Origin of the sequence: Pseudomonas protegens CHA0 (assembly GCF_000397205.1) — a bacterium.
GTDB classification, from domain to species: Bacteria; Pseudomonadota; Gammaproteobacteria; order Pseudomonadales; family Pseudomonadaceae; genus Aquipseudomonas; species Aquipseudomonas protegens.
In genome coordinates, this window is the sequence record NC_021237.1 from 5,537,841 (window position 1) to 5,559,317 (window position 21,477).

The 21,477-nt window shown below is 60.8% G+C and carries 23 protein-coding genes; 1 reads left to right on the plus strand and 22 read right to left on the minus strand.

Going from position 1 to position 21,477, the window contains the following annotated elements; genetic code table 11:
* Nucleotides 1-85 precede the first annotated feature (85 nt).
* Complete coding sequence (gene leuA / locus PFLCHA0_RS24605) at nt 86-1,765, plus strand: 2-isopropylmalate synthase (RefSeq protein ID WP_011063199.1); 1,680 nt, start codon at nt 86-88, stop codon at nt 1,763-1,765.
* A gap of 97 nt (nt 1,766-1,862) precedes the next feature.
* Here the strand turns inward: leuA and PFLCHA0_RS24610 are convergent, their stop codons facing one another.
* The 22 genes from PFLCHA0_RS24610 to trmJ all read right to left on the minus strand — a co-directional run bounded on the left by PFLCHA0_RS24610 (nt 1,863) and on the right by trmJ (nt 21,293).
* On the minus strand, nt 1,863-2,270 hold the full coding sequence (locus PFLCHA0_RS24610; RefSeq protein WP_011063200.1) for a hypothetical protein: 408 nt from the start codon (nt 2,268-2,270) through the stop codon (nt 1,863-1,865).
* A 94-nt stretch (nt 2,271-2,364) separates the two neighbouring features.
* On the minus strand, nt 2,365-3,156 hold the full coding sequence (locus tag PFLCHA0_RS24615; RefSeq protein WP_011063201.1) for an amidohydrolase: 792 nt from the start codon (nt 3,154-3,156) through the stop codon (nt 2,365-2,367).
* Entirely contained in the window at nt 3,144-4,292 is a 1,149-nt protein-coding gene (locus tag PFLCHA0_RS24620; protein WP_015636876.1) for a pyridoxal phosphate-dependent aminotransferase, read from the minus strand. The genes PFLCHA0_RS24615 and PFLCHA0_RS24620 overlap by 13 nt, the downstream gene beginning before the upstream one ends.
* Before the next feature lie 186 nt (nt 4,293-4,478).
* On the minus strand, nt 4,479-5,951 hold the full coding sequence (der, locus tag PFLCHA0_RS24625) for a ribosome biogenesis GTPase Der (protein WP_011063203.1): 1,473 nt from the start codon (nt 5,949-5,951) through the stop codon (nt 4,479-4,481).
* 207 nt (nt 5,952-6,158) lie between these two features.
* Nucleotides 6,159-7,310 carry an outer membrane protein assembly factor BamB gene (bamB, locus tag PFLCHA0_RS24630; protein WP_011063204.1) on the minus strand — a complete coding sequence of 384 codons (1,152 nt, stop codon included), beginning with the start codon at nt 7,308-7,310 and terminating at the stop codon, nt 6,159-6,161.
* Nucleotides 7,303-7,944, minus strand: a complete 642-nt coding sequence (locus PFLCHA0_RS24635) for a tetratricopeptide repeat protein (protein WP_011063205.1) — start codon at nt 7,942-7,944, stop codon at nt 7,303-7,305. Before PFLCHA0_RS24635 ends, bamB begins: the two co-directional genes overlap by 8 nt.
* Nucleotides 7,945-7,984: 40 nt before the next feature.
* Nucleotides 7,985-9,274 (minus strand): histidine--tRNA ligase, encoded by a 1,290-nt coding sequence (gene hisS / locus PFLCHA0_RS24640; protein WP_015636878.1) that lies wholly within the window; start codon nt 9,272-9,274, stop codon nt 7,985-7,987.
* A gap of 23 nt (nt 9,275-9,297) precedes the next feature.
* Entirely contained in the window at nt 9,298-10,407 is a 1,110-nt protein-coding gene (gene ispG, locus PFLCHA0_RS24645) for a flavodoxin-dependent (E)-4-hydroxy-3-methylbut-2-enyl-diphosphate synthase (protein WP_011063207.1), read from the minus strand.
* A 3-nt stretch (nt 10,408-10,410) separates the two neighbouring features.
* Complete coding sequence (locus PFLCHA0_RS24650) at nt 10,411-11,427, minus strand: RodZ domain-containing protein (RefSeq protein ID WP_015636879.1); 1,017 nt, start codon at nt 11,425-11,427, stop codon at nt 10,411-10,413.
* Nucleotides 11,427-12,185 carry a type IV pilus biogenesis/stability protein PilW gene (gene pilW / locus PFLCHA0_RS24655; protein ID WP_015636880.1) on the minus strand — a complete coding sequence of 253 codons (759 nt, stop codon included), beginning with the start codon at nt 12,183-12,185 and terminating at the stop codon, nt 11,427-11,429. Before pilW ends, PFLCHA0_RS24650 begins: the two co-directional genes overlap by 1 nt.
* Before the next feature lie 12 nt (nt 12,186-12,197).
* Complete coding sequence (gene rlmN / locus PFLCHA0_RS24660) at nt 12,198-13,346, minus strand: dual-specificity RNA methyltransferase RlmN (protein WP_011063210.1); 1,149 nt, start codon at nt 13,344-13,346, stop codon at nt 12,198-12,200.
* Between the two features lie 28 nt (nt 13,347-13,374).
* Nucleotides 13,375-13,800 carry a nucleoside-diphosphate kinase gene (gene ndk / locus PFLCHA0_RS24665; protein WP_011063211.1) on the minus strand — a complete coding sequence of 142 codons (426 nt, stop codon included), beginning with the start codon at nt 13,798-13,800 and terminating at the stop codon, nt 13,375-13,377.
* Nucleotides 13,801-13,894: 94 nt separating this feature from the next.
* Nucleotides 13,895-14,095 (minus strand): Fe-S cluster assembly protein IscX, encoded by a 201-nt coding sequence (gene iscX / locus PFLCHA0_RS24670; RefSeq protein ID WP_011063212.1) that lies wholly within the window; start codon nt 14,093-14,095, stop codon nt 13,895-13,897.
* Nucleotides 14,096-14,110: 15 nt separating this feature from the next.
* The gene (gene fdx / locus PFLCHA0_RS24675; protein WP_011063213.1) at nt 14,111-14,452 is read right to left on the minus strand and encodes an ISC system 2Fe-2S type ferredoxin; all 342 of its coding nucleotides are present in this window, start codon (nt 14,450-14,452) and stop codon (nt 14,111-14,113) included.
* 3 nt (nt 14,453-14,455) lie between these two features.
* The gene (gene hscA, locus PFLCHA0_RS24680; RefSeq protein ID WP_011063214.1) at nt 14,456-16,318 is read right to left on the minus strand and encodes a Fe-S protein assembly chaperone HscA; all 1,863 of its coding nucleotides are present in this window, start codon (nt 16,316-16,318) and stop codon (nt 14,456-14,458) included.
* Nucleotides 16,319-16,369: 51 nt separating this feature from the next.
* On the minus strand, nt 16,370-16,891 hold the full coding sequence (gene hscB / locus PFLCHA0_RS24685; protein ID WP_011063215.1) for a co-chaperone HscB: 522 nt from the start codon (nt 16,889-16,891) through the stop codon (nt 16,370-16,372).
* 8 nt (nt 16,892-16,899) lie between these two features.
* Nucleotides 16,900-17,223, minus strand: a complete 324-nt coding sequence (gene iscA / locus PFLCHA0_RS24690) for an iron-sulfur cluster assembly protein IscA (protein ID WP_007929524.1) — start codon at nt 17,221-17,223, stop codon at nt 16,900-16,902.
* Nucleotides 17,224-17,265: 42 nt separating this feature from the next.
* Nucleotides 17,266-17,652, minus strand: coding sequence for a Fe-S cluster assembly scaffold IscU (gene iscU, locus PFLCHA0_RS24695; protein ID WP_007929523.1), 387 nt, complete (start codon nt 17,650-17,652; stop codon nt 17,266-17,268).
* 94 nt (nt 17,653-17,746) lie between these two features.
* Nucleotides 17,747-18,961 (minus strand): IscS subfamily cysteine desulfurase, encoded by a 1,215-nt coding sequence (locus PFLCHA0_RS24700; protein ID WP_015636881.1) that lies wholly within the window; start codon nt 18,959-18,961, stop codon nt 17,747-17,749.
* Between the two features lie 50 nt (nt 18,962-19,011).
* Nucleotides 19,012-19,503 carry a Fe-S cluster assembly transcriptional regulator IscR gene (gene iscR / locus PFLCHA0_RS24705; protein ID WP_011063217.1) on the minus strand — a complete coding sequence of 164 codons (492 nt, stop codon included), beginning with the start codon at nt 19,501-19,503 and terminating at the stop codon, nt 19,012-19,014.
* Nucleotides 19,504-19,743: 240 nt separating this feature from the next.
* A complete protein-coding gene (cysE, locus tag PFLCHA0_RS24710) occupies nt 19,744-20,520 on the minus strand; it encodes a serine O-acetyltransferase (RefSeq protein WP_011063218.1) in 777 nt (258 codons plus the stop codon).
* Complete coding sequence (trmJ, locus tag PFLCHA0_RS24715; protein ID WP_015636882.1) at nt 20,520-21,293, minus strand: tRNA (cytosine(32)/uridine(32)-2'-O)-methyltransferase TrmJ; 774 nt, start codon at nt 21,291-21,293, stop codon at nt 20,520-20,522. The genes cysE and trmJ overlap by 1 nt, the downstream gene beginning before the upstream one ends.
* Nucleotides 21,294-21,477 lie beyond the last annotated feature (184 nt).

The following is a 21,477-nucleotide window of genomic DNA, read 5'->3' on the forward strand; positions in this document are numbered from 1 at the left end:
GCGGTGCCTCACCCCCTTGCGTCAACCTCACTCTTGACTCACCGGCAGGCCGCCTCTTTTCGGCCCGGACAATAAGGATTTCTCCATGACCATGCTCAAAGACCCATCCTCCAAGTACCGCGCGTTCCCGACCATCAACTTGCCGGACCGTACCTGGCCGTCGAAAACCATCACCAGCGCGCCGATCTGGTGCAGTTCGGACCTGCGTGATGGCAACCAGTCGTTGATCGAACCGATGGATGCCGTCAAGAAGCTGCGCTTCTGGAAGACCCTGGTAGCTGTGGGTGTGAAGGAAATCGAAGCTTCTTTCCCGGCCGCTTCGCAAACCGACTTCGACTTCGTGCGCACCCTGATCGAAGGCGGCCACATTCCGGACGACACCACCATCCAGGTATTGACCCAGGCCCGCGAAGACTTGATCGCCCGCACCTTCGAGTCCTTGCGTGGAGCGAAAAAGGCCATCGTCCACCTGTACAACGCCACCAGCCCTTCGTTCCGCCGCATTGTCTTCAACCAGGACAAGGCCGGTGTGAAAGAGATCGCGGTGAATGCGGCCAAGCTGTTCGTCAAATACGCCGCCCAGCAACCGGAAACCCAGTGGCAGTTCGAGTACTCGCCAGAGACCTTCAGCGCCACCGAGCTGGAGTTCGCCAAGGAAGTCTGCGACGCCGTGGTGGAAGTCTGGAACGCCACGCCAAGCAACAAGGTGATCCTCAACCTGCCGGCCACCGTTGAAGTCGCCACACCGAACATCTACGCCGACCAGATCGAGTGGTTCTGCCGCAACATCAACCGTCGTGACAGCGTGCTCATCAGCCTGCACACCCACAACGACCGCGGTACGGGCGTGGCCGCCACCGAGCTGGGCCTGATGGCCGGCGCCGACCGTGTCGAAGGCTGCCTGTTCGGCAACGGCGAGCGTACCGGTAACGTCGACCTGGTCACCGTGGCCTTGAACCTCTACACCCAGGGTGTAAACCCTGAACTGGATTTCTCCGACATCGACGGCGTGCGCAAAGTCGTGGAAGAGTGCAACCAGATTGCCGTGCACCCGCGTCACCCTTATGTCGGCGACCTGGTCCACACTGCGTTCTCCGGCTCGCACCAGGACGCGATCCGCAAGGGCTTCGCCCAGCAGAAAGCCGATGGCTTGTGGGAGGTGCCGTACTTGCCGATCGACCCGGCCGATATCGGTCGCAGCTACGAGGCGGTGATCCGCGTCAACAGCCAGTCGGGCAAGGGTGGTATCGCCTACCTGCTCGAGCAGGAATACGGCATCAGCTTGCCACGCCGCATGCAGATCGAGTTCAGCCAGGTGGTGCAGCGGGAAACCGACCGCCTGGGCCTGGAAATGACCGCCCAGCAGATCCACGCGCTGTTGCACAGCGAGTACTTGCAGGCCAACACTCCCTACGCGCTGGTCAGCCATCGCTTGCAGGAAGAGAACGGCCACAGCGCCGTGGAAGTGGAAGTCTCGAGCAAGGGCCAGGGCGAGACCAACCTCAGCTGGCGCGGCAAGGGCAACGGTGCCCTGGAAGCGCTGGTAGCCGGGCTGCCGGTTCCGGTGGAGATCATGGACTACAACGAGCACGCCATCGGCGCCGGCACCAACGCCAAGGCGGCGGCCTACATCGAACTGCGGGTCAACGGTGAGCGCGCCGTGCACGGCGTCGGTATCGACGAAAACATCACCACCGCCAGCTTCAAGGCGCTGTTCAGTGCGCTGAACCGCTCCTTGAGCGAGCAGCAGGCCAAGGCAGCCTAAAGGCTGCCTAAAGCGAAAGGCCCCGAGGAGCTCGACTCCCCGGGGCCTTTTTTATGCCGGAACAGATAACACCAGCTAAATGTCAGCAACGACTGTTTCAGGCATGCACATCAACACTGAACATGGCTTGCAGCAAAGCCGCCTGCAGCACCTGCAAGGTACTGTTGGTCACGGCGATCTGCGCCTGGACTTCCATCACCTGCTGGGCTTTCTGTTCGTCGCTGGCCTGGCCCTTCTGCACATTGGCCAATTGGGCCTGCTGTTCGGTCAGGGTTTTCTGGGTCTGCTCGATCTGTTTCTGCAGCGCCTTGACCGGATCACCACCGGCCTTTACCGCATCGATATTGGCATCGCCAGAGTTGACCCGCAGTTCCTTATCCTGACCGTCCTTGCTGTCATCCACCGGCGCCAGCGGGCTGGCGCTGTTGCCTTCGGCTTCAGTCGAAGCAGTTTTGGGTGCCGACAGGGGGTAAGGATTGACGATGGTGGCAGTGATGGTAGTCATGGTTGATTCCTCCTGAACTGATCCTGCTATCGGCCTTCACCCTCGAAGCTTGATATTCGCAACCTGTAAAAAAGTGTGCAGTGCCGAAGCGATCCTAAGTGAACATGAAGGTATCGGCGTCGAGGTTCGCCGGAAAACGCGCACGGTAAGCCGCCAGTTCACCCGCGTTCAGGCACACCTGGAAGACGCCATCGGCCTCTCCGGCGCTGAGCAGGGTTTCGCCCTGATAGTCCAGAACCTGGCTGTCTCCGGTATAGGCGAAGCCCTTGCCGTCGGTGCCCACCCGGTTCACCGCCGCAACGTAGCAGAGGTTTTCAATGGCCCGGGCTGGCAGCAGGCGATTCCAGTGCAGGCGGCGGGCACCCGGCCAATTGGCGGTGTAGAGCAGCAGGTCGGTGTCCTGGGCGTCCCGGCTCCACACCGGGAAGCGCAGGTCGTAGCAGATCAGCGGGCGAATACGCCAACCCTTGAGCTCGAACTGTACCTGCCGTTCCCCCGGCGTGTAGTGATTGTGCTCGCCGGCCATGCGAAACAGGTGGCGCTTGTCGTAGTGCCAGACCTCACCGTCAGGGCGCGCCCACAGCAAGCGATTGCGATGGCTGCCATCCGCTGCCTGGATTATCACGCTGCCGGTGATCACCGCATTCAGCTTTTTCGCCTGGCCACGTAGCCATTTGCTGGTAGGGCCATTCTCCGCTTCCGCGAGAGTCGCGGATTCCATGGAGAATCCGGTGGTAAACATTTCCGGCAGGATGATCAGATCTGCACCACGGGCCTGCTCCAGCAACTGCTCGAAATGCTCGAAGTTGGCCTGGCGGTCGTGCCAGGCCAGGGTGGTCTGGATCAGGGCCAGATTCAGATCGGGTAATGCACTCAGATCACGCATAGTTTCTCCGCTGCTTGGCGCAACGTGTCCTCGCGCTTGGCAAAACACAGACGCACCAGGCGCTGCCCCTGGGGCGGCTGCTGATAGAACACCGACACCGGAATGGCCGCCACGCCGTGTTCGCGGGTCATCCATATCGCCATGTCGACATCATTCAAGTCTGGACGAATCTGCGAATAGTCCACCAATTGAAAATAGGTACCCGACACCCGGTTGAAGCTGAAACGCGAGGCGCTCAGCAGATCGCAGAACAGATCACGCTTGGCCTGGTAAAAGGCCGGCAACTCTTCGACATGTTCCGGGTGGTCGGCCATGAAGTCCGCCAGAGCGTACTGCAAAGGCGTGACCCCGCAGAAGCTGACATATTGATGCACCTTGCGCAGCTCGGCGCTCAGGGCCGGTGGTGCAACCACATAACCGGTCTTCCAGCCGGTCACGTGGTAGGTCTTGCCGAACGAGCTGACCACGAAGGCCCGCTGATACAGCTCCTCATGGGCCAGCACACTGACATGGGGTACGCCATCGAACACCAGGTGTTCGTAGACCTCGTCACTGACCAGATAAATATCGCGATCACGGATCAGGGCGGCCAACTGGTCCAGCTCGGCGCGGCTGATCAAGGCACCACTGGGGTTGTGCGGCGAATTGAGGATGATCATCCGCGTGCGCGGACTCAGGGCTTCACCGAGTTTCTGCCAATCGAGGGCAAAGCCCTGCCCGGCCAACGGCACATGCACACAACGCCCACCGGCCAGCTCCACCGACGGCTCATAGCTGTCGTAACTGGGGTCGAACACAATGACTTCGTCACCGCGCTGGATCACCGCCTGGATGGCACAGAAGATTGCCTGGGTCGCACCGGGGGTGATGGTCACCTCAGCGTCCGCATCGACCTGGACGCCATAGCTGCGGGCGATTTTCACGGCGACCTGCTGGCGCAGTGCCGGTAGGCCGGTCATGGGTGCGTACTGGTTATGGCCATTGGCGGCATGCCAGCCAAGCGCATCACGCAGGGCTTGCGGGCCATCGAAATCAGGAAAGCCCTGGGACAGGTTGAGCGCTCCGGTTTCCACCGCGAGCTGGGACATTTGCGTGAAGATGGTGGTGCCGACATTCGGCAACTTACTGATGATCATGAGGATTCCCTGCTGAGCAGTCCGCACTACGGCGGCGCGGAGGTCCCCGAGAATAGCCCAAACGCCAGGCATGAAAAAGGGCGCCCGGGGCGCCCTCTTATCCACACAGATCCCGTAGGAACTGGCTTGCCAGCGAAGCTCTGAAGCAGGTCCGGAGCTTCACCGGCAAGCCGGCCCCTAAGCCGGTCAGCGCTTGTCGCGGCGCTTCTTGTCGGCCTTCTTGTGGTGCGACATCAAGCGACGCTTCTTGTTGACCTGGCGGTCGGTCAGCGTGTTCTTGTTGCCTTCGTACGGGTTCTCGCCGCCCTTGAACTCGATGCGGATCGGCGTACCTACCAGCTTCAAGACTCGGCGGTAGGTGTTTTCCAGATAGCGCACATAAGACTTGGGCACCTTCTCCACCTGGTTGCCGTGGATCACGATCAGCGGCGGGTTGGCACCACCCAAGTGGGCGTAGCGCAGTTTGATCCGGCGATTGTTGACCATGGGCGGCGCGTGCTCGCCAACGGCATCTTCGAGGATCTGCGTCAGGCGGCTGGTGGGCCAGCGGGTTACCGCCGACTTGAAGGAGTTCTGCACCGACTGGTAGAGGTTGCCCACACCGGTACCGTGCAGCGCCGAGATGAAGTGGATATCGGCGAAGTCGACGAAGAACAGCCGGCGTTGCAGCTCGGTCTTCACATAGTCGCGCTCGCTCGGCTGCATGCCGTCCCACTTGTTCAGGGCGATCACCAGGGCCCGACCGGCTTCCAGGGCAAAGCCCAGCAGGTTCAGGTCGTGGTCCACCACACCTTCGCGGGCGTCCATGACGAAGATCACCACGTTGGCGTCCTTGATCGCCTGCAGCGTCTTGACCACCGAGAACTTTTCGACTTCCTCGTGGATCTTGCCGCGCTTGCGCACACCGGCGGTGTCGATCAGGGTGTACTTCTCGTCGTTGCGCTCGAACGGGATGTAGATACTGTCGCGGGTGGTGCCGGGCTGGTCATAGACGATCACCCGGTCTTCACCGAGCATGCGGTTGACCAGGGTCGACTTGCCGACGTTGGGACGACCGATGATGGCGATCTTGATCCCGTCCTTCTCGCTCGGGCCCGGAATGCGCTTGGCTTCCTCACCCTCGGCAACGATCTCTTCCTCGCCTTCTTCCGGCTCGTCAGCGTCATCCTTGGGGAATTCGCTCAGGGCGATTTCCAGCATCTGGGTGATACCGCGGCCATGAGCACCGGCGATCGGGATGGCATCGCCCATGCCCAGCGGCGCGAACTCGGCGCGGGCCATGTCCGGGTCGATGTTGTCGACCTTGTTGGCGATCACGTAGGAAGTCTTGTTACGTTTGCGCAGGTGCTCGCCGATCATCTGGTCGGCCGCGGTAAACCCGGCCTTGGCGTCCACCAGGAACAACACCACATCAGCTTCTTCGATGGCCAGCAGCGACTGCTCGGCCATCTTTTCATCCATGCCATGCTCGTCACCGGAGATACCGCCGGTGTCGATCAGAATATAGGTACGCCCTTGCCACTTGGCCTCACCGTATTGGCGATCACGGGTCAGACCGGACAGGTCGCCGACAATGGCGTCGCGAGTCCGAGTCAGGCGGTTGAACAAGGTGGACTTGCCGACGTTAGGTCGGCCCACCAGGGCGATTACGGGAACCATGCGGCTCTCCACTGCGTTAATTCAGAAAATACAAAAGCCGCTGCGAGGCAGCGGCTGGTGCTCGGGGCAGCACTGTAGGAGCGAGCGTGCTCGCGATTAACTCCATGGCGCCGCGCTCGTCCAGCAAGCTGGCGTCACCTGGCATCCATCGCGAGCACGCTCGCTCCTGCAGTTCGCTTGGGGATCACCCCAAGCATAGTCAAACCATTACTTGATGGTCAGGGCTTCCAGTTTGCCGCTGTTGCCATACACATAAATCATGTCGCCCACCACCAGCGGACGAGCACGCAGGCCGTCGCTATCGATGCGCGTACGACCGACGAAGCGACCGTCAACCTGGCTCAGCAGGTGCAGGTAACCTTCCAGGTCGCCCACGGCTACGTAGCTGGAGAAGACTTCCGGTGCCGACAGTTGGCGGCGAGCCAGGGAGTCGTTGCTCCACAGCGCGGTAGTCGAACGCTCGTCCACGCCTTCCACGGTACCCGAGGACAGGCTGACATAAACGCTGCCGAACCCTTGGGCCACACCGGCGTAGCTGGAAGCATCACGCTGCCACAGCGGACGGCCGCTCTCCAGGTCCAGGGCAACCACACGCCCCTGGTAGCTGGCAACGTACAGGGTGCCACCGGACAGCAGCAGGCCACCGTCGATGTCCACGACCCGATCCAGTTCGGAACGGCCTTGTGGAATGGCTACACGCTGTTCCCACACCGGCACGCCGTTGCGAATATCCAGCGCGACCACCTTGCCGGTGGAAAGACCGGCCAGGGCCAGACGGTTGGTCGCCAACGGCGCACTGGTGCCCCGCAGGGTCAACACCGCTGGAGTGCTGTCGTAGAGCCAGATCTGATGACCGGTGCTGGCTTCAAGGCCAATCACGCGGTCGTCCTGAGTCTGCACCACCACCACGTCACCGTTGGTAGCTGGCGGAGCCAGCACTTCACTGGTCACACGGGCACGCCATTTCTCTTCACCGCTGGAGGCATCCAGGGCAACCACTTCGCCTTTCAGAGTGCCGATCATGACCAACCCATAACCCACGCCCACGGCGCCGGAAACAGGCAGTTCGAGATCTTTCTTCCATTTGACGTCGCCGTTCATGCGATCCATGGAAACCACCACGCCGGTCACGTCAGCGGCATAGATGGTGTCACCATCGATGGCTGGCACCAGCATGTTGTAGGTTTCGCCCTGACCGTCACCGATCGAACGGCTCCACTGCTTCTGCAGGACCACTTCTTCTTTGAAGTCGACCAGTTCCGCCGGTGGCAGTTCTTTCTTGCTGTTGCTGCTGCAACCCGCGGCCAACAAGGCCAGAGCCAGCAATGCTGCATGTTTCCAACGGATCACGTCATGCATCCCCTTTGGCCAGGTCGTCCAGCTTGATTTGTAGGCCACCGACTGCCGCTTCATCCGAGAGCGCCGCCTTGGCTTTTTGGTATGCCGCATGGGCTTCGTCCACACGGCCCAGCTGGACCAGCAGATCGCCCTTGAGTTCTTCACGAGTCGCCAGGAATGCCTTGTCGGCATCGCCGTCGAGCAGCTTCAGAGCCTCGTCGGCCTTGTTCTGCGCCGCCAGTACCTGTGCCAGGCGCTGACGCGCCACTTCACCCAGGGTCGGGTTGGCGGGCTTGTCGGCCACGGCCTTGAGCTGTGCCGCTGCATCGTCCAGCTTGCCGGTGTCTACTGCCACCTTGGCCACGAACAGGTTGCCGTACTGCGCGTAGGCAGTACCGCCGAACTCGCTGTTGAGCTTGCCCGCCAGGTCCGTAACACGAGCCGCATCCGGCTTGCCATCCGGCGTCAGGGTAGTTTCCAGCAGTTGCTGATAGAGCACCGAAGCGCCTTGCGACTGATTGTTCTGATACTTGTGCCAGGCTTGCCAGCCGAACACGATAACCAGGGCCAGCAGGCCGCCAGTCACCAGGGGTTTGCCGTTACGCTGCCACCAGTCTTTCAATTCCGCCAGCTGTTCATCTTCGGTACTCGACACCCCAATACTCCTTATTCGCTAAATCGGCTGTTTGACAGCTTCAACCCTGCACGACGCAGGTGGCCAGGTGCGCAGCGAGTGCATCCCAGGCAATGCTTTGTTGTTCGCCCTGGCCACGCAGGGGTTTGAAACCTACCACTTGCTGGGCCAGTTCGTCGTCACCGAGGATCAGCGCATACAGCGCGCCGCTCTTGTCGGCCTTCTTGAATTGGCTCTTGAAGCTGCCGGCACCGGCATTGATCTGCAGACGCAGGTTCGGCAATTGATCGCGAACACGCTCGCTCAGCGCCAGCGCAGCCAGTTCGGCGGCCTCACCGAAGGCGCAGAGGTAAACGTCGACCTGGCGCGAGATTTCTTCCGGGACCTGCTCCAGGGTTTCCAGCAGCAGCACCAGACGCTCGATCCCCATGGCAAAGCCAACGCCCGAGGTAGGCTTGCCGCCCATCTGCTCCACCAGGCCATCGTAACGGCCACCGGCACAGACAGTGCCCTGGGCACCGAGCTTGTCGGTGACCCATTCGAAAACGGTCTTGCTGTAGTAATCCAGCCCACGCACCAGCTTGGGGTTGATCACATAGGGGATACCCGCAGCATCCAGGCGGGCCTTGAGGCCTTCGAAGTGCACGCGGGACTCTTCGTCCAGGTAGTCGGCCAGCTTGGGCGCCTCCACCAGCACGGCTTGAGTGTCCGGGTTCTTGGTATCCAGCACCCGCAGCGGGTTGGTCTTCAGGCGGCGCTGGCTGTCTTCGTCCAGCTTGTCCATGCGCGCCGACAGGAACTCCACCAGCGCGTCGCGATAGCGCGCGCGCGCTTCGGCGGTACCCAGGCTGTTGAGTTCGAGCTTGACCGCATCACGGATGCCCAGCTCGCCCCACAGGCGCCAGGTCAGCACGATCAGTTCAGCATCGATGTCCGGCCCGTCGAGGTTGAATACCTCGCAACCGATCTGGTGGAACTGGCGATAACGGCCTTTCTGCGGGCGCTCGTGACGGAACATCGGGCCGATGTACCACAGCTTCTGCACCTGGCCACCGCCGGTAATGCCGTGCTCCAGCACTGCACGGACACAGGCAGCGGTGCCTTCCGGACGCAGGGTGAGGGAGTCGCCGTTGCGATCCTCGAAGGTGTACATCTCTTTTTCGACGATGTCGGTCACTTCACCGATGGAGCGCTTGAACAGCTCGGTGAACTCGACGATCGGCATGCGGATCTGCTTGTAACCGTAGTTATCCAGCAGGCGCGCCACAGTACCCTCGAAATAACGCCACAGGGGCGTCTGCTCGGGCAGGATGTCATTCATGCCACGAATGGCTTGCAGAGACTTGCTCACAAAAAATCCTTAAATACGTTCGGTTAGCCGCGAGCGATCAGCGCTGCGTCGGCCTCGACCTTTTCGGCCGCCTTCTGCCGGATCAGCTTTTCAAGCTCGTCCACCAGATTGTCATTGGTCAGTTTCTGTGCCGGCTTGCCATCGATGTAGATCAGGTTCGGTGTACCACCGGTCAGGCCGATGTGCGCCTCTTTGGCTTCACCCGGACCGTTGACCACGCAACCGATCACTGCAACATCCAACGGCACCAACAGGTCTTCAAGCCGTCCTTCCAGTTCGTTCATGGTTTTCACCACATCGAAGTTCTGCCGCGAGCAGCTCGGGCAGGCGATGAAGTTGATGCCACGGGAACGCAGGTGCAGGGACTTGAGAATGTCGTAGCCGACCTTCACTTCCTCGACCGGGTCGGCCGCCAGCGAAATGCGAATGGTATCGCCAATTCCTTCGGCCAGCAGCATACCGAGGCCGACGGCGGATTTCACTGTGCCTGAACGCAAACCACCGGCTTCGGTGATCCCCAGGTGCAGGGGCTGGATGATTTCCTTGGCCAGCAGGCGGTAGGCCTCGACGGCCATGAACACGTCAGAGGCTTTCACGCTGACCTTGAAGTCCTTGAAATTCAGGCGTTCCAGGTGCTCTACGTGACGCAGCGCCGACTCCACCAATGCAGCCGGGGTCGGTTCGCCGTATTTTTTCTGCAGGTCTTTTTCCAGGGAACCGGCGTTGACCCCGATACGGATCGGGATCCCGCGATCACGGGCAGCATCCACCACCGCGCGTACCCGGTCTTCACGACCGATATTGCCCGGGTTGATCCGCAGGCAATCGACGCCCAGTTCGGCCACACGCAGCGCGATCTTGTAGTCGAAGTGGATGTCGGCCACCAGCGGTACCTTGACCTGCTGCTTGATCCGGCCGAACGCCTCGGCGGCGTCCATGTCCGGCACCGAAACCCGCACGATATCGACACCGGCGGCTTCCAGGCGGTTGATCTGGGCGACGGTTGCGGCCACGTCGTTGGTGTCGCTGTTGGTCATGCTCTGCACCGCAATCGGGGCATCGCCTCCGACCGGTACCGAGCCGACCCAGATCTTGCGGGATTCGCGACGCTTGATTGGAGATTCGCCGTGCATGACTTATTGACCTAACTTCAGGCGAGCAGTCTCGCCACTGGTGAACGGGGCGATATCCACCGCCTGACCGTTGTAAGTGATTTGTGCGCCACGGGCATAGCCCAGACGTACGGCAAAAGGCGGCTTGCCGCTGACATCGACATTTTCACCCTTGCGCTTGAGGGCGCTGAGCAGAACCTTGCCGTTGGCATCGATGACCTGGGCCCAGCAGTCGGCGCTGAACTGGATCTGTACCTGGCCCGCGCCTGCAACTGCAGTTGCCGCAGCGCTGCCCGGTGCAACCGCAGCAGCAGGCGCGGTCGGCGTGACAGGCGCTTGCGCCACGGCAGCCGGTGCGACAGGCGCCGGAGCCGGCGCGTTGTGCACGGGAGCTGCGGGGACGGACGCAGTGGCAGCCGGTGCCGGAGCGGTCGAAACGGCTGGGGCGGCAGGAGTCTCGCTCGCTGCCTGGCCTTCGCTTTGAGCGGCGTTGTCCAGCGCCTCGCTCTGCCCCTCGGCAACCGCTTGGTCTTCGGGCTCGTCGATAGGATGAATCTGGGTAGTGCCGTCGGCGCCTTCGACCTCGACATGCTCGGGGCTCAGGGAGACCGGCTCCTTGCCGCGCTGGGAGGACTGATCCTGCCACCAGATGAAACCGCCACCAACCACCGCCACCAGCAGCAGCAAACTGACAATGCGCAAGATAGTGTGGGAAACCCGCACCGGCTCTTCGATGCGCCCCAGGGCATGGACGCTGCTGCCCTGGGAGTCGGTACCGGTGTATTGATCGAACTCCTGGACCAGTACCGCCTGATCCATGCCCAGCAATTTGGCGTAGGCACGAATATAGCCACGGGCGAAAGTGTGCCCCGGCAGCTTGTCGAAGGCGCCAGCTTCCAGGTTGCTCAGGGAGCTCACGGTGAGGTTGAGCTTGTGGGCCACTTCGGCCAGCGACCAACCATTGCTTTCGCGGGCCTGACGCAGGGTCTCACCGGGGTTTACGCGAGTCACTGCTTGAACTTCGGGATGGGCCGCTTTCATCATTGCTCCGACAGGTATTGCTGATATTCCGGCGTACCGGGATAAAGTCGTTTTAGTTGCAGACCGTAACTGGAGGCCTTGTCGCGATCTTCGAACACCGTTGCCAGCCGAACGCCGAGCAATAGACTACGTGCATTTTGCTCGCCGAGCAGGCTAAAACGATCGTAATAGTCGCGCGCGGGCACATAATGCCTGTCTTCGTAAGACAACTCAGCCATTTCCAGCAATGCACGGGGCTGTTGATGATTGAGACGCAAGGCCTTTTCCAGCTGCAGCTGGGCCAGATCACGCTGGCCGAGCCTTGAAGCGGTCATGCCGAGGTTTTCAAACACTCGGGAACGTTCGGGGTACAGAGTATCAGCAGCGGCTTGCTCAAAGCGCTGATAAGCCTCTTTGTAACGTTTTTCCTGGAACAGAAAGCTGCCGTAGTTATTGAGGATCCGGGCACTCTCCGGACGCGCCGCCAGGGCCTGGCGAAAATGCTCGTCGGCCAGGGCCGGTTCCATCTCGGCCTGGAACACCAGTGCAAGGGCAGCATTGGCGTCGGCATCGGCGGGGGCCAGTTCCAGGGCTTTCTTCAGTGGCACCTTGGCCCGCTCGCTCATGCCCTGCTGCAAGTAGCCCAGGCCCAACTGCACATAGGCCTCGCGCGCCTCGTCGCGCCCCTTGCTGGTGTTCATCGGGTTGGAATCACCCGACAGAACACAGCCAGCACACAGGCTGGCAACAAGCAGGAGCAGCGCAAAGCGCAGGGCCATGGAGATCCTCTCTCAGGTACGGGTTGCGGCGCTTTGCGGCATATCGGCGTCGGCGCTCAACTCACGCACGGCGATATAGCGTTCGCTACGACGGGTGCGGTCCAGCACCTGCCCGACCAACTGACCGCAGGCGGCATCGATGTCTTCACCACGCGTGGTGCGCACGGTGACGTTGAAACCGGCGTGATGCAGCTGGTCCTGGAAGCGACGAATGGCATTGTTGCTCGGACGCTCGTACCCGGAATGCGGGAACGGGTTGAACGGGATCAGGTTGATCTTGCACGGTACATCCTTGAGCAGCTCGATCATCTCCACCGCGTGCTCAAGCTTGTCGTTGACGTCTTTGAGGAGGGTGTACTCGATGGTCAGCACACGCTTCTCACCCAGGGCCGACATGTAGCGCTGGCAGGACTCGAGCAGCATCTTCAGCGGGTACTTCTTGTTGATCGGTACCAGCTGGTTGCGCAGCGCATCATTGGGTGCGTGCAGAGACAACGCCAGCGAGACGTCGATGTGCTTGGCCAGCTCATCGATCATCGGCACCACGCCGGAGGTCGACAGGGTCACCCGGCGCTTGGAGATGCCGTAGCCCAGGTCGTCCATCATCAGGTGCATGGCAGCAATGACGTTGTCGAAGTTCAGCAGCGGCTCACCCATGCCCATCATCACCACGTTGGTGATGGCACGGTCGACGGTCGCCGGGACGCTGCCAAAGGATTTGTTGGCAATCCACACCTGGCCGATGACTTCGGCGGCGGTGAGGTTGCTATTGAAGCCTTGCTTGCCGGTGGAGCAGAAACTGCAATCCAGGGCACAGCCCGCCTGGGACGAAACGCACAGAGTGCCGCGCTTGCCCTGGGGAATGTAGACGGTCTCGACGCAGCTGCCGGACGCCACGCGCACCACCCATTTACGGGTGCCGTCGCTGGAGATGTCCTCGCTGACCACTTCCGGACCGCGAATCTCGGCAACAGCCTTGAGCTTTTCGCGCAAGGCCTTGCCGACATTCGTCATGGCGTCGAAATCATCGACGCCAAAGTGGTGAATCCATTTCATTACCTGACCGGCACGGAAACGCTTCTCCCCGATTGAGTCGAAGAATTTCTCCATTTCCGGTTGAGTAAGCCCCAACAGGTTAGTTTTGCCGATCGATGCAGTCATGGTTTCACCTCTCACGCGCAAGCCTTACTCAGCGAGCGGTTACTTCAGTAGCTGCGAAGAAGTAAGCGATTTCGCGAGCAGCGGCAGCTTCGGAGTCCGAACCGTGAACGGCGTTGGCGTCGATGGACTCGGCGAAGTCAGCACGGATGGTGCCGGCAGCAGCTTCTTTAGGGTTGGTAGCGCCCATCAGCTCACGGTTGCGAACGATGGCGTTTTCGCCTTCCAGAACCTGAACAACAACCGGGCCGGAAGTCATGAAGGCAACCAGTTCGCCGAAGAAGCCACGCTCGCTGTGCTCAGCGTAGAAGCCTTCAGCTTCAGCCTTGGACAGTTGCTTCATTTTCGAAGCTACAACGCGCAGGCCGGCTTCTTCAAAACGGGAAACGATCTTGCCGATAACGTTTTTTGCAACAGCGTCAGGCTTGATGATGGAGAAAGTACGTTGAACAGCCATGGTGTAACTCCAGAAACGGTGATTAAAGCGAAAAATTAAACCCGCGAATTATACGCGGGTTTATAGGGATTGCCTAACTGCGTAGCCCGCGGATTCAGTCAGCTTCGTCGATCCAGGCGGCCTGAATTGCTTCAAGAACCTTCTCGCCTCCGCGAGCCGGATCGTCGCTGAACTCCGGCAGTGCCAGAACCCATTGGTGCAGATCGACAAAGTTCACATAACGCGGATCCACATCCGGCTTGGACTCAGCCAGTTGGATCGCGATTTCCAGTACATCAACCCACTTGAGGCTCATGCCAGTTCCTTGAAATCAGTGCGGCGCTTCGGCTGCATGGTTGAGCGAGTATTTTGGAATTTCGACGGTCAGGTCTTCATCGCCGACGATGGCCTGGCAGGACAGACGCGACTGCGCTTCCAGGCCCCAGGCCTTGTCCAGCAGGTCTTCTTCCAGCTCGTCAGCCTCGTTCAGCGAGTCGAAGCCTTCACGAATGATGCAATGGCAGGTGGTGCAGGCACAGACGCCGCCACAGGCACTTTCGATCTCGATGTGGTTGTCATGTGCCACCTCGAGCACCGAGACGCCAGGCTCGACCTCTACAACCAGGCCGTCCGGACAGAACACGGCGTGTGGCAGAAAAATGATCTGCGGCATCAGTTATTCCTCGATTTCATTCAGGTTGCGCCCCGCCAGCGCGGCTTTCACCGTCGAATCCAGGCGTCGGGCAGCAAAGGCATCGGTCACTTGCGACAGACGCTTGGTCTGCTGCTCGATGGCATAACCATCGGTGCCACGCATCAATTCACTCAATTCCTGCATCTGCAGCTCGATGACCATGCGTTCTTCGGCGTCCAGCAGACGCTCGCCATCGGCGTCCAGGGCACCTTGCACCGCCTCGATCAGGCGCTGAGCATCAACCTGCTGCTCGCGCAGTACACGGGCCACCTTGTCGTCGCCGGCGTACTGGAAGGAATCCTTGAGCATCTTGGCGATCTCACCGTCGGTCAGACCGTAGGATGGCTTGACCTGGATGCTGGCTTCGACGCCCGAACCCAGCTCTCGCGCAGAAACGCTGAGCAGGCCATCGGCGTCGACCTGGAAGGTCACGCGGATCTTCGCCGCACCGGCCACCATCGGTGGGATGCCGCGCAATTCGAAACGCGCCAGGGAGCGGCAGTCGCTGATCAGCTCGCGCTCGCCCTGCAGCACATGAACCATCATGGCCGTCTGGCCATCCTTGTAGGTGGTGAAGTCCTGGGCACGGGCAACCGGAATGGTGGTGTTGCGCGGAATCACCTTCTCCATCAGCCCGCCCATGGTTTCCAACCCCAGGGACAGCGGAATCACGTCCAGCAGCAGCAATTCGCCGCCTTCGCGCTTGTTGCCGGCCAAGGTATCGGCCTGGATCGCGGCCCCAATGGCCACCACTTGATCCGGATCGATCTCGGTCAACGGCTGGCGACCGAACATTTCAGCCACCGCCTCACGCACACGCGGCACACGAGTCGAACCGCCCACCATGACCACCGCCTGCACTTCATCCAATTCGACATTGGAATCGCGTACAGCACGACGACAGGCCTTGAGGCTGCGGGCAACCATCGGTTCGATCAGGGCGTCGAAGGCGTCGCGAGTCAGGGTGGCACGCCAATCGCCATACACCACTTCCACGGACGCGGCGCCGGTCAAGGCTTCCTTGGCTGCACAAGCGGCTTGCAACAGACTGCGCTGGGTACCCGGGTCGAGGTCGGCGGACAGGCCCGCGCCCTCGATGATCCAGCCGGCAATGGCGTGATCGAAGTCATCGCCGCCCAAGGCAGTATCGCCACCGGTAGCCAAGACTTCGAAGACGCCGCCGGTCAGGCGCAGAATGGAAATATCGAAGGTGCCGCCACCCAAGTCATAGATCGCCACCACGCCTTCGGCGTGCTGATCCAGACCATAAGCCACAGCCGCCGCGGTCGGCTCGTTGAGCAGGCGCAGCACATTCAGGCCGGCCAGCTTGGCCGCATCCTTGGTGGCTTGACGCTGGGCGTCGTCGAAATAGGCAGGAACGGTGATGACCGCACCTACCAGCTCGCCACCCAGGGCCGCCTCAGCACGCTGACGCAACACCTTGAGCACTTCAGCCGATACCTCCACCGGGCTTTTCGGCCCCTGGATGGTCTCGATGAACGGCATGTGCGACTCGCCCTCGACGAAGCGATAGGGCAGTTGCTCACCCAGCTGCTTGACGTCGGACAGGCCACGCCCCATCAGGCGCTTGACCGAAAGCACGGTATTCAAAGGGTCGGTAGGTGCTGCCAGGCGGGCAGACTCGCCCACCTCGACGCGGTCGGCGTGATAACGCACCGCGGACGGCAGAATCACCTGCCCCTGCGCGTCGGCCAGCGGCTCGGAAAGACCACTGCGCAAGGCAGCGACCAGCGAATTGGTAGTGCCCAAGTCGATCCCCACAGCCAGGCGACGCTGGTGCGGTTGAGGACTTTGGCCGGGTTCGGCGATCTGCAGTAGGGCCATGCTTATCTGGACTTATCTGTATATCAGGCGTGCGACCGGAGCGGCACTGGGTTAATCGTCGAGGCGCTCTTCTAACTGGCGCACTTCGTAGGTGAGCTTGTCGAGGAACTGCATGCGCCGCATCAGGCGCTCGGCCTGCTCGCGTTGCGCCGCATCATCCCAACAGGCTGCGAAGCTTTCATTCAGCTCATCCTGGGCTGTCTTGAGCCGACGCTTGAATGCCGCCACTCCGGCCAGGTCGGCGCTGTCCTGCAAATCCTCGAGTTCTTCGCGCCATTGCATCTGCTGCAGAAGAAACTCCGGATCATGCACCGTGACTTCCAACGGCAACTCGCCGCCATTCAAAGCCAGCAGGTAACGGGCGCGCTTGGGCGGGCTCTTGAGGGTCTGGTAAGCCTCGTTGAGGCTTGCCGACTGCTCCAGGGCCAGGCGCTGCTCGCGCTCGGAAGCATCGGCAAAACGGTCTGGATGAACCCCACGCGCCAACTCGCGGTAGCGCGCGGCCAACTGCTCGAGATCCAGGCGGAAGCTCGGTTGCAGCTCAAATAAAGCGAAATGACAAGGAGTACCCACGACAAGCCTCAGATGTTGAAGCTTTCGCCGCAGCCACACTCACCGCGCACGTTGGGGTTGTTGAACTTGAAGCCTTCGTTCAACCCTTCCTTGACGAAATCAAGTTCGGTGCCGTCCAGATAGGTCAGGCTTTTCGGATCGATGATCACTTTCTCGCCGTGACTCTCGAATACCTGATCGTCCTCGCCAATCTCGTCGACGAACTCCAGCACGTAGGCAAGGCCGGAACAGCCCGTGGTGCGAACACCCAGACGAATCCCATCACCCTTGCCGCGCCCGTTGAGGGAGCGTCGCACGTGTTGAGCAGCCGCTTCTGTCATGCTGATAGCCATCGTGACTCCTTACTTGTCGCCAAATCTGTGAAAGCCGATCGGTCAGATCAGGCCTTTCTTCTGCTTGTAGTCGCGTACGGCGGCCTTGATGGCGTCTTCGGCGAGTACCGAGCAGTGAATCTTCACGGGAGGCAGGGCCAGCTCTTCAGCCAGCTGGGTGTTCTTGATGGTTTCGGCTTCATCCAGGGTCTTGCCCTTCATCCACTCAGTGGCCAGGGAGCTGGAAGCAATGGCGGAACCGCAGCCATAGGTCTTGAACTTGGCGTCTTCGATGATGCCCTGCTCATTGACCTTGATCTGCAGGCGCATCACGTCGCCGCAGGCAGGAGCGCCGACCATGCCGGTGCCGACATCCGGATCTTCCGCGTTCATCTTGCCGACGTTGCGCGGGTTCTCGTAGTGGTCGATGACCTTTTCGCTGTAAGCCATGATTCTTAATCCTCACTCATCAGAGAGTCGCTCTTGGGTTCTGCAAATCGCCGTTATCGGTACGCTCTACAGAACCCTGTGCGGCGACTTATATTCAGTGCGCCGCCCACTCGATCTTCGAGATATCGACGCCATCTTTGTACATGTCCCACAGCGGCGACAGAGCGCGCAGCTTGGTAACGGCTTCGCAGACTTTCTGCGCCGCGTAATCGATTTCTTCTTCAGTGGTGAAGCGGCCGAAGGTGAAGCGGATCGAGCTGTGAGCCAGCTCGTCGTTGCGACCCAGGGCACGCAGCACGTAGGAAGGCTCCAGGGAGGCCGAAGTACAGGCCGAACCGGAAGACACTGCCAGGTCCTTGAGGGCCATGATCAGCGACTCGCCTTCAACGTAGTTGAAGCTCAGGTTCAGGTTGTGCGGTACGCGGGCAGTCATGCTGCCGTTGATGTACAGCTCTTCCAGGTGCTCGACCTGCTTGTAGAAGCGGTCGCTCAGGGCCTTGATGCGCAGGTTCTCGGCGGCCATGTCTTCCTTGGCCACGCGGAAGGCTTCGCCCATGCCGACGATCTGGTGAGTAGCCAGGGTGCCGGAACGCATGCCGCGTTCGTGACCACCGCCGTGCATGGTTGCTTCCAGGCGCACCCGCGGCTTGCGGCTGACGTACAGCGCGCCGATCCCTTTCGGGCCGTAGGTCTTGTGGGCGGAGAAGGACATCAGGTCGACCTTCAGGGCCTGCAGGTCGATGTCGACCTTGCCGGTGGACTGAGCGCCGTCGACGTGGAACAACACGCCCTTGGAGCGGGTCAGCTCGCCGATGGCAGCGATGTCGTTGATGGTGCCGATCTCGTTGTTCACATGCATGATCGAAACCAGGATGGTGTCGTCACGCAGGGCTGCTTCGACCATGGCCGGAGTGATGAGGCCGTCTTCGCCCGGCTCGATGTAGGTCACTTCGAAGCCTTCACGCTCGAGTTGGCGCATGGTGTCCAGGACAGCCTTGTGCTCGATCTTCGAGGTGATCAGGTGCTTGCCCTTGGTGTGGTAGAAATGCGCGACACCCTTGATTGCCAGGTTGTCGGATTCGGTAGCACCGGAAGTCCAGACGATTTCACGCGGGTCGGCGTTAACCAGGTCGGCCACTTGGCGACGGGCGTTTTCCACCGATTCTTCGGCTTTCCAGCCAAACACGTGGGAGCGGGACGCCGGGTTACCGAAGTTCCCGTCGACCAGCAGGCATTCACTCATTTTCTGCGCGACGCGCGGATCAACCGGGGTGGTCGCTGAGTAATCAAGGTAAATCGGCAATTTCATGGACTCTCTCCTAAATCAGGCTGGCTGGCGTGCCGCTAGCTCTTTGGCTGTCATTCGACGGCGGACGCTTCAATCTTGTCCAGGCGCGGCGCCTTGCCATTACAACGGCGCTGGTCCTGACGCTGGGCTACTTCTTGCACCTCACGGCGAGTGACAAGGTCAGCCAAGCTGATACCGCTTAGAAATTCGTGGATCTGCAGGCTCAGATCGCACCACAGGTGGTGCGTCAGGCAGGTGTCGCCGGCATGGCAATCACCCAGCCCCTGGCATTTGGTTGCATCGACCGATTCGTTCACCGCATCGATCACCTGGGCCACCTGGATCCCCTGCATGTCGCGGGACAGCTGATAGCCGCCACCAGGACCCCGGACGCTGGACACCAGATTGCTACGGCGCAATTTGGCGAAAAGCTGTTCGAGATAGGACAGGGAAATGCCTTGGCGCTCGGAGATATCGGCCAGGGAGACCGGGCCATGTTGCGCGTGCAACGCCAGATCGAGCATGGCGGTCACGGCGTATCGGCCTTTAGTAGTCAGTCGCATGGACAAGTACCACGGAGTTTCGGAATGGAGGCGAGTATGCAATACCCGAGTAATCAGGTCAACTATAAGACCAACTACTTTAGTCGGATTTACCCGCAAAAGAGCGCGCGAATCATAGCAAAGTCTGCGACGTAATGGCACAGCGCGATGGCAACAACTGACCCGCGGGTCGCTTATGGCATCTCAGGGGCTTTTTCGCCGGCAAACCGGCTCCTGCAGGAGAAGCCGGTTTGCGGGGCATCAGCCGACCTGGCTGTCGCCCTTGCCCTTGACTTCAGCAAAGTCTTCTTCACGCAGGGCAGGCAAGTCCTTGGCGCAGTAGTCACTGCCCAGATCCTTCAGCGCGCCACACATCCCCTCCAGACGACCATCGACCGCTTGCAGGTGATCAAGCAACTGACCAATGGCCCGCGCCACGGGGTCAGGCATGTCTTCACTGACGCCATAGGCATCGAAGCCGAGCTTTTCCGCCATGGCCTTGCGCTTGGCTTCCTGCTCATCATTGGATTTCATGATGATCCGCCCCGGAATCCCCACTACGGTCGCACCGGCCGGCACCGCCTTGGTCACCACGGCATTGGAACCGACCTTGGCCCCGGCCCCGACCGTGAACGGCCCCAGCACCTTGGCGCCAGCCCCCACCACCACACCATCTTCCAGGGTCGGGTGGCGCTTGCCTTTATTCCAACTGGTGCCACCCAGGGTCACCCCCTGGTAAAGCGTGACGTCATCACCGATCTCGGCGGTTTCGCCAATGACGATGCCCATTCCATGGTCAATAAAGAAGCGACGACCGACCTTGGCCCCCGGATGAATCTCGATCCCGGTCAGCCAGCGCCCGAAGTTCGAGACCAGCCGCGCCAGCCACTTCCAGCCCATCCCCCACAAGGCGCCGGACAGGCGATGGATCCAGATCGCATGCATCCCCGGGTAGCAGGTCAGCACCTCAAAGGCGTTGCGCGCAGCCGGGTCACGATGGAAAACACTTTGGATATCTTCACGCAGACGTTCGAACATCACTGATCCTTCCGCTTCTGTAGCTCCCCACGAGCCGCTTTCTGGGTTTCCGTGAGGATACCTCGCAATATATTCACTTCCGCCCGACTGACCGAGCTGCGACCGTACAACCGACGCAAGCGCGCCATCAAGTGTCGAGGTTTCTCCGGATCGAGGAAGTCGATGGCCACCAGGGTTTGCTGCAGGTGCTCGTAGAACCGCTCCAGCTCATCCATGGTTGCCAGCTCATCACTGCGCGGCGACGCCACCTCATCCTTCTCCACCTTGCTCGGCCGCCCCTGGGCTGCCAACCAGGACATGCGCACTTCATAGGTCAGCACTTGCACCGCCGTGGCCAGGTTCAACGAGCTAAACTCCGGATCCGACGGGATATGCACATGGAAATGACATCGCTGCAGTTCGTCATTGGTCAGGCCGGAATCTTCACGACCGAACACCAGAGCGATCTGCGCCCCCTGCCCGGCCTCCTCCACGACCTTGAGGCCCGACTCGCGGGGATCCAGCAGCGGCCAGGGAATGCGCCGATCACGAGCACTGGTGCCGAACACCAGGGTGCAACCCGCCAGAGCATCCTCCAGCGTCGCCACCACCTGGGCATTTTCGAGAATATCGGTGGCACCAGAAGCCCGCGCATCCGCCTCATGAGACGGAAATACCCGCGGCTCCACCAGCACCAGCCGCGACAAGCCCATGTTCTTCATGGCACGCGCAGCCCCGCCGATATTGCCCGGATGACTGGTATTGACCAGGACGACACGAATGTTCTGCAGCAAGGGAGGCGCTCTCGGACACGGGAAGGGGGAGCAAATATTACAGAACAGGCTGCACCACCGCCTCAAAAATAACCATCTGCCAATTCCGCTGCCTTATTGAGAGCCCGCGACAGGAGCGGCCAATACCCGCTGACGAAATGCGCCACACAGCGGATCAATGCAATCAAAGCGAACGCCGACCTTC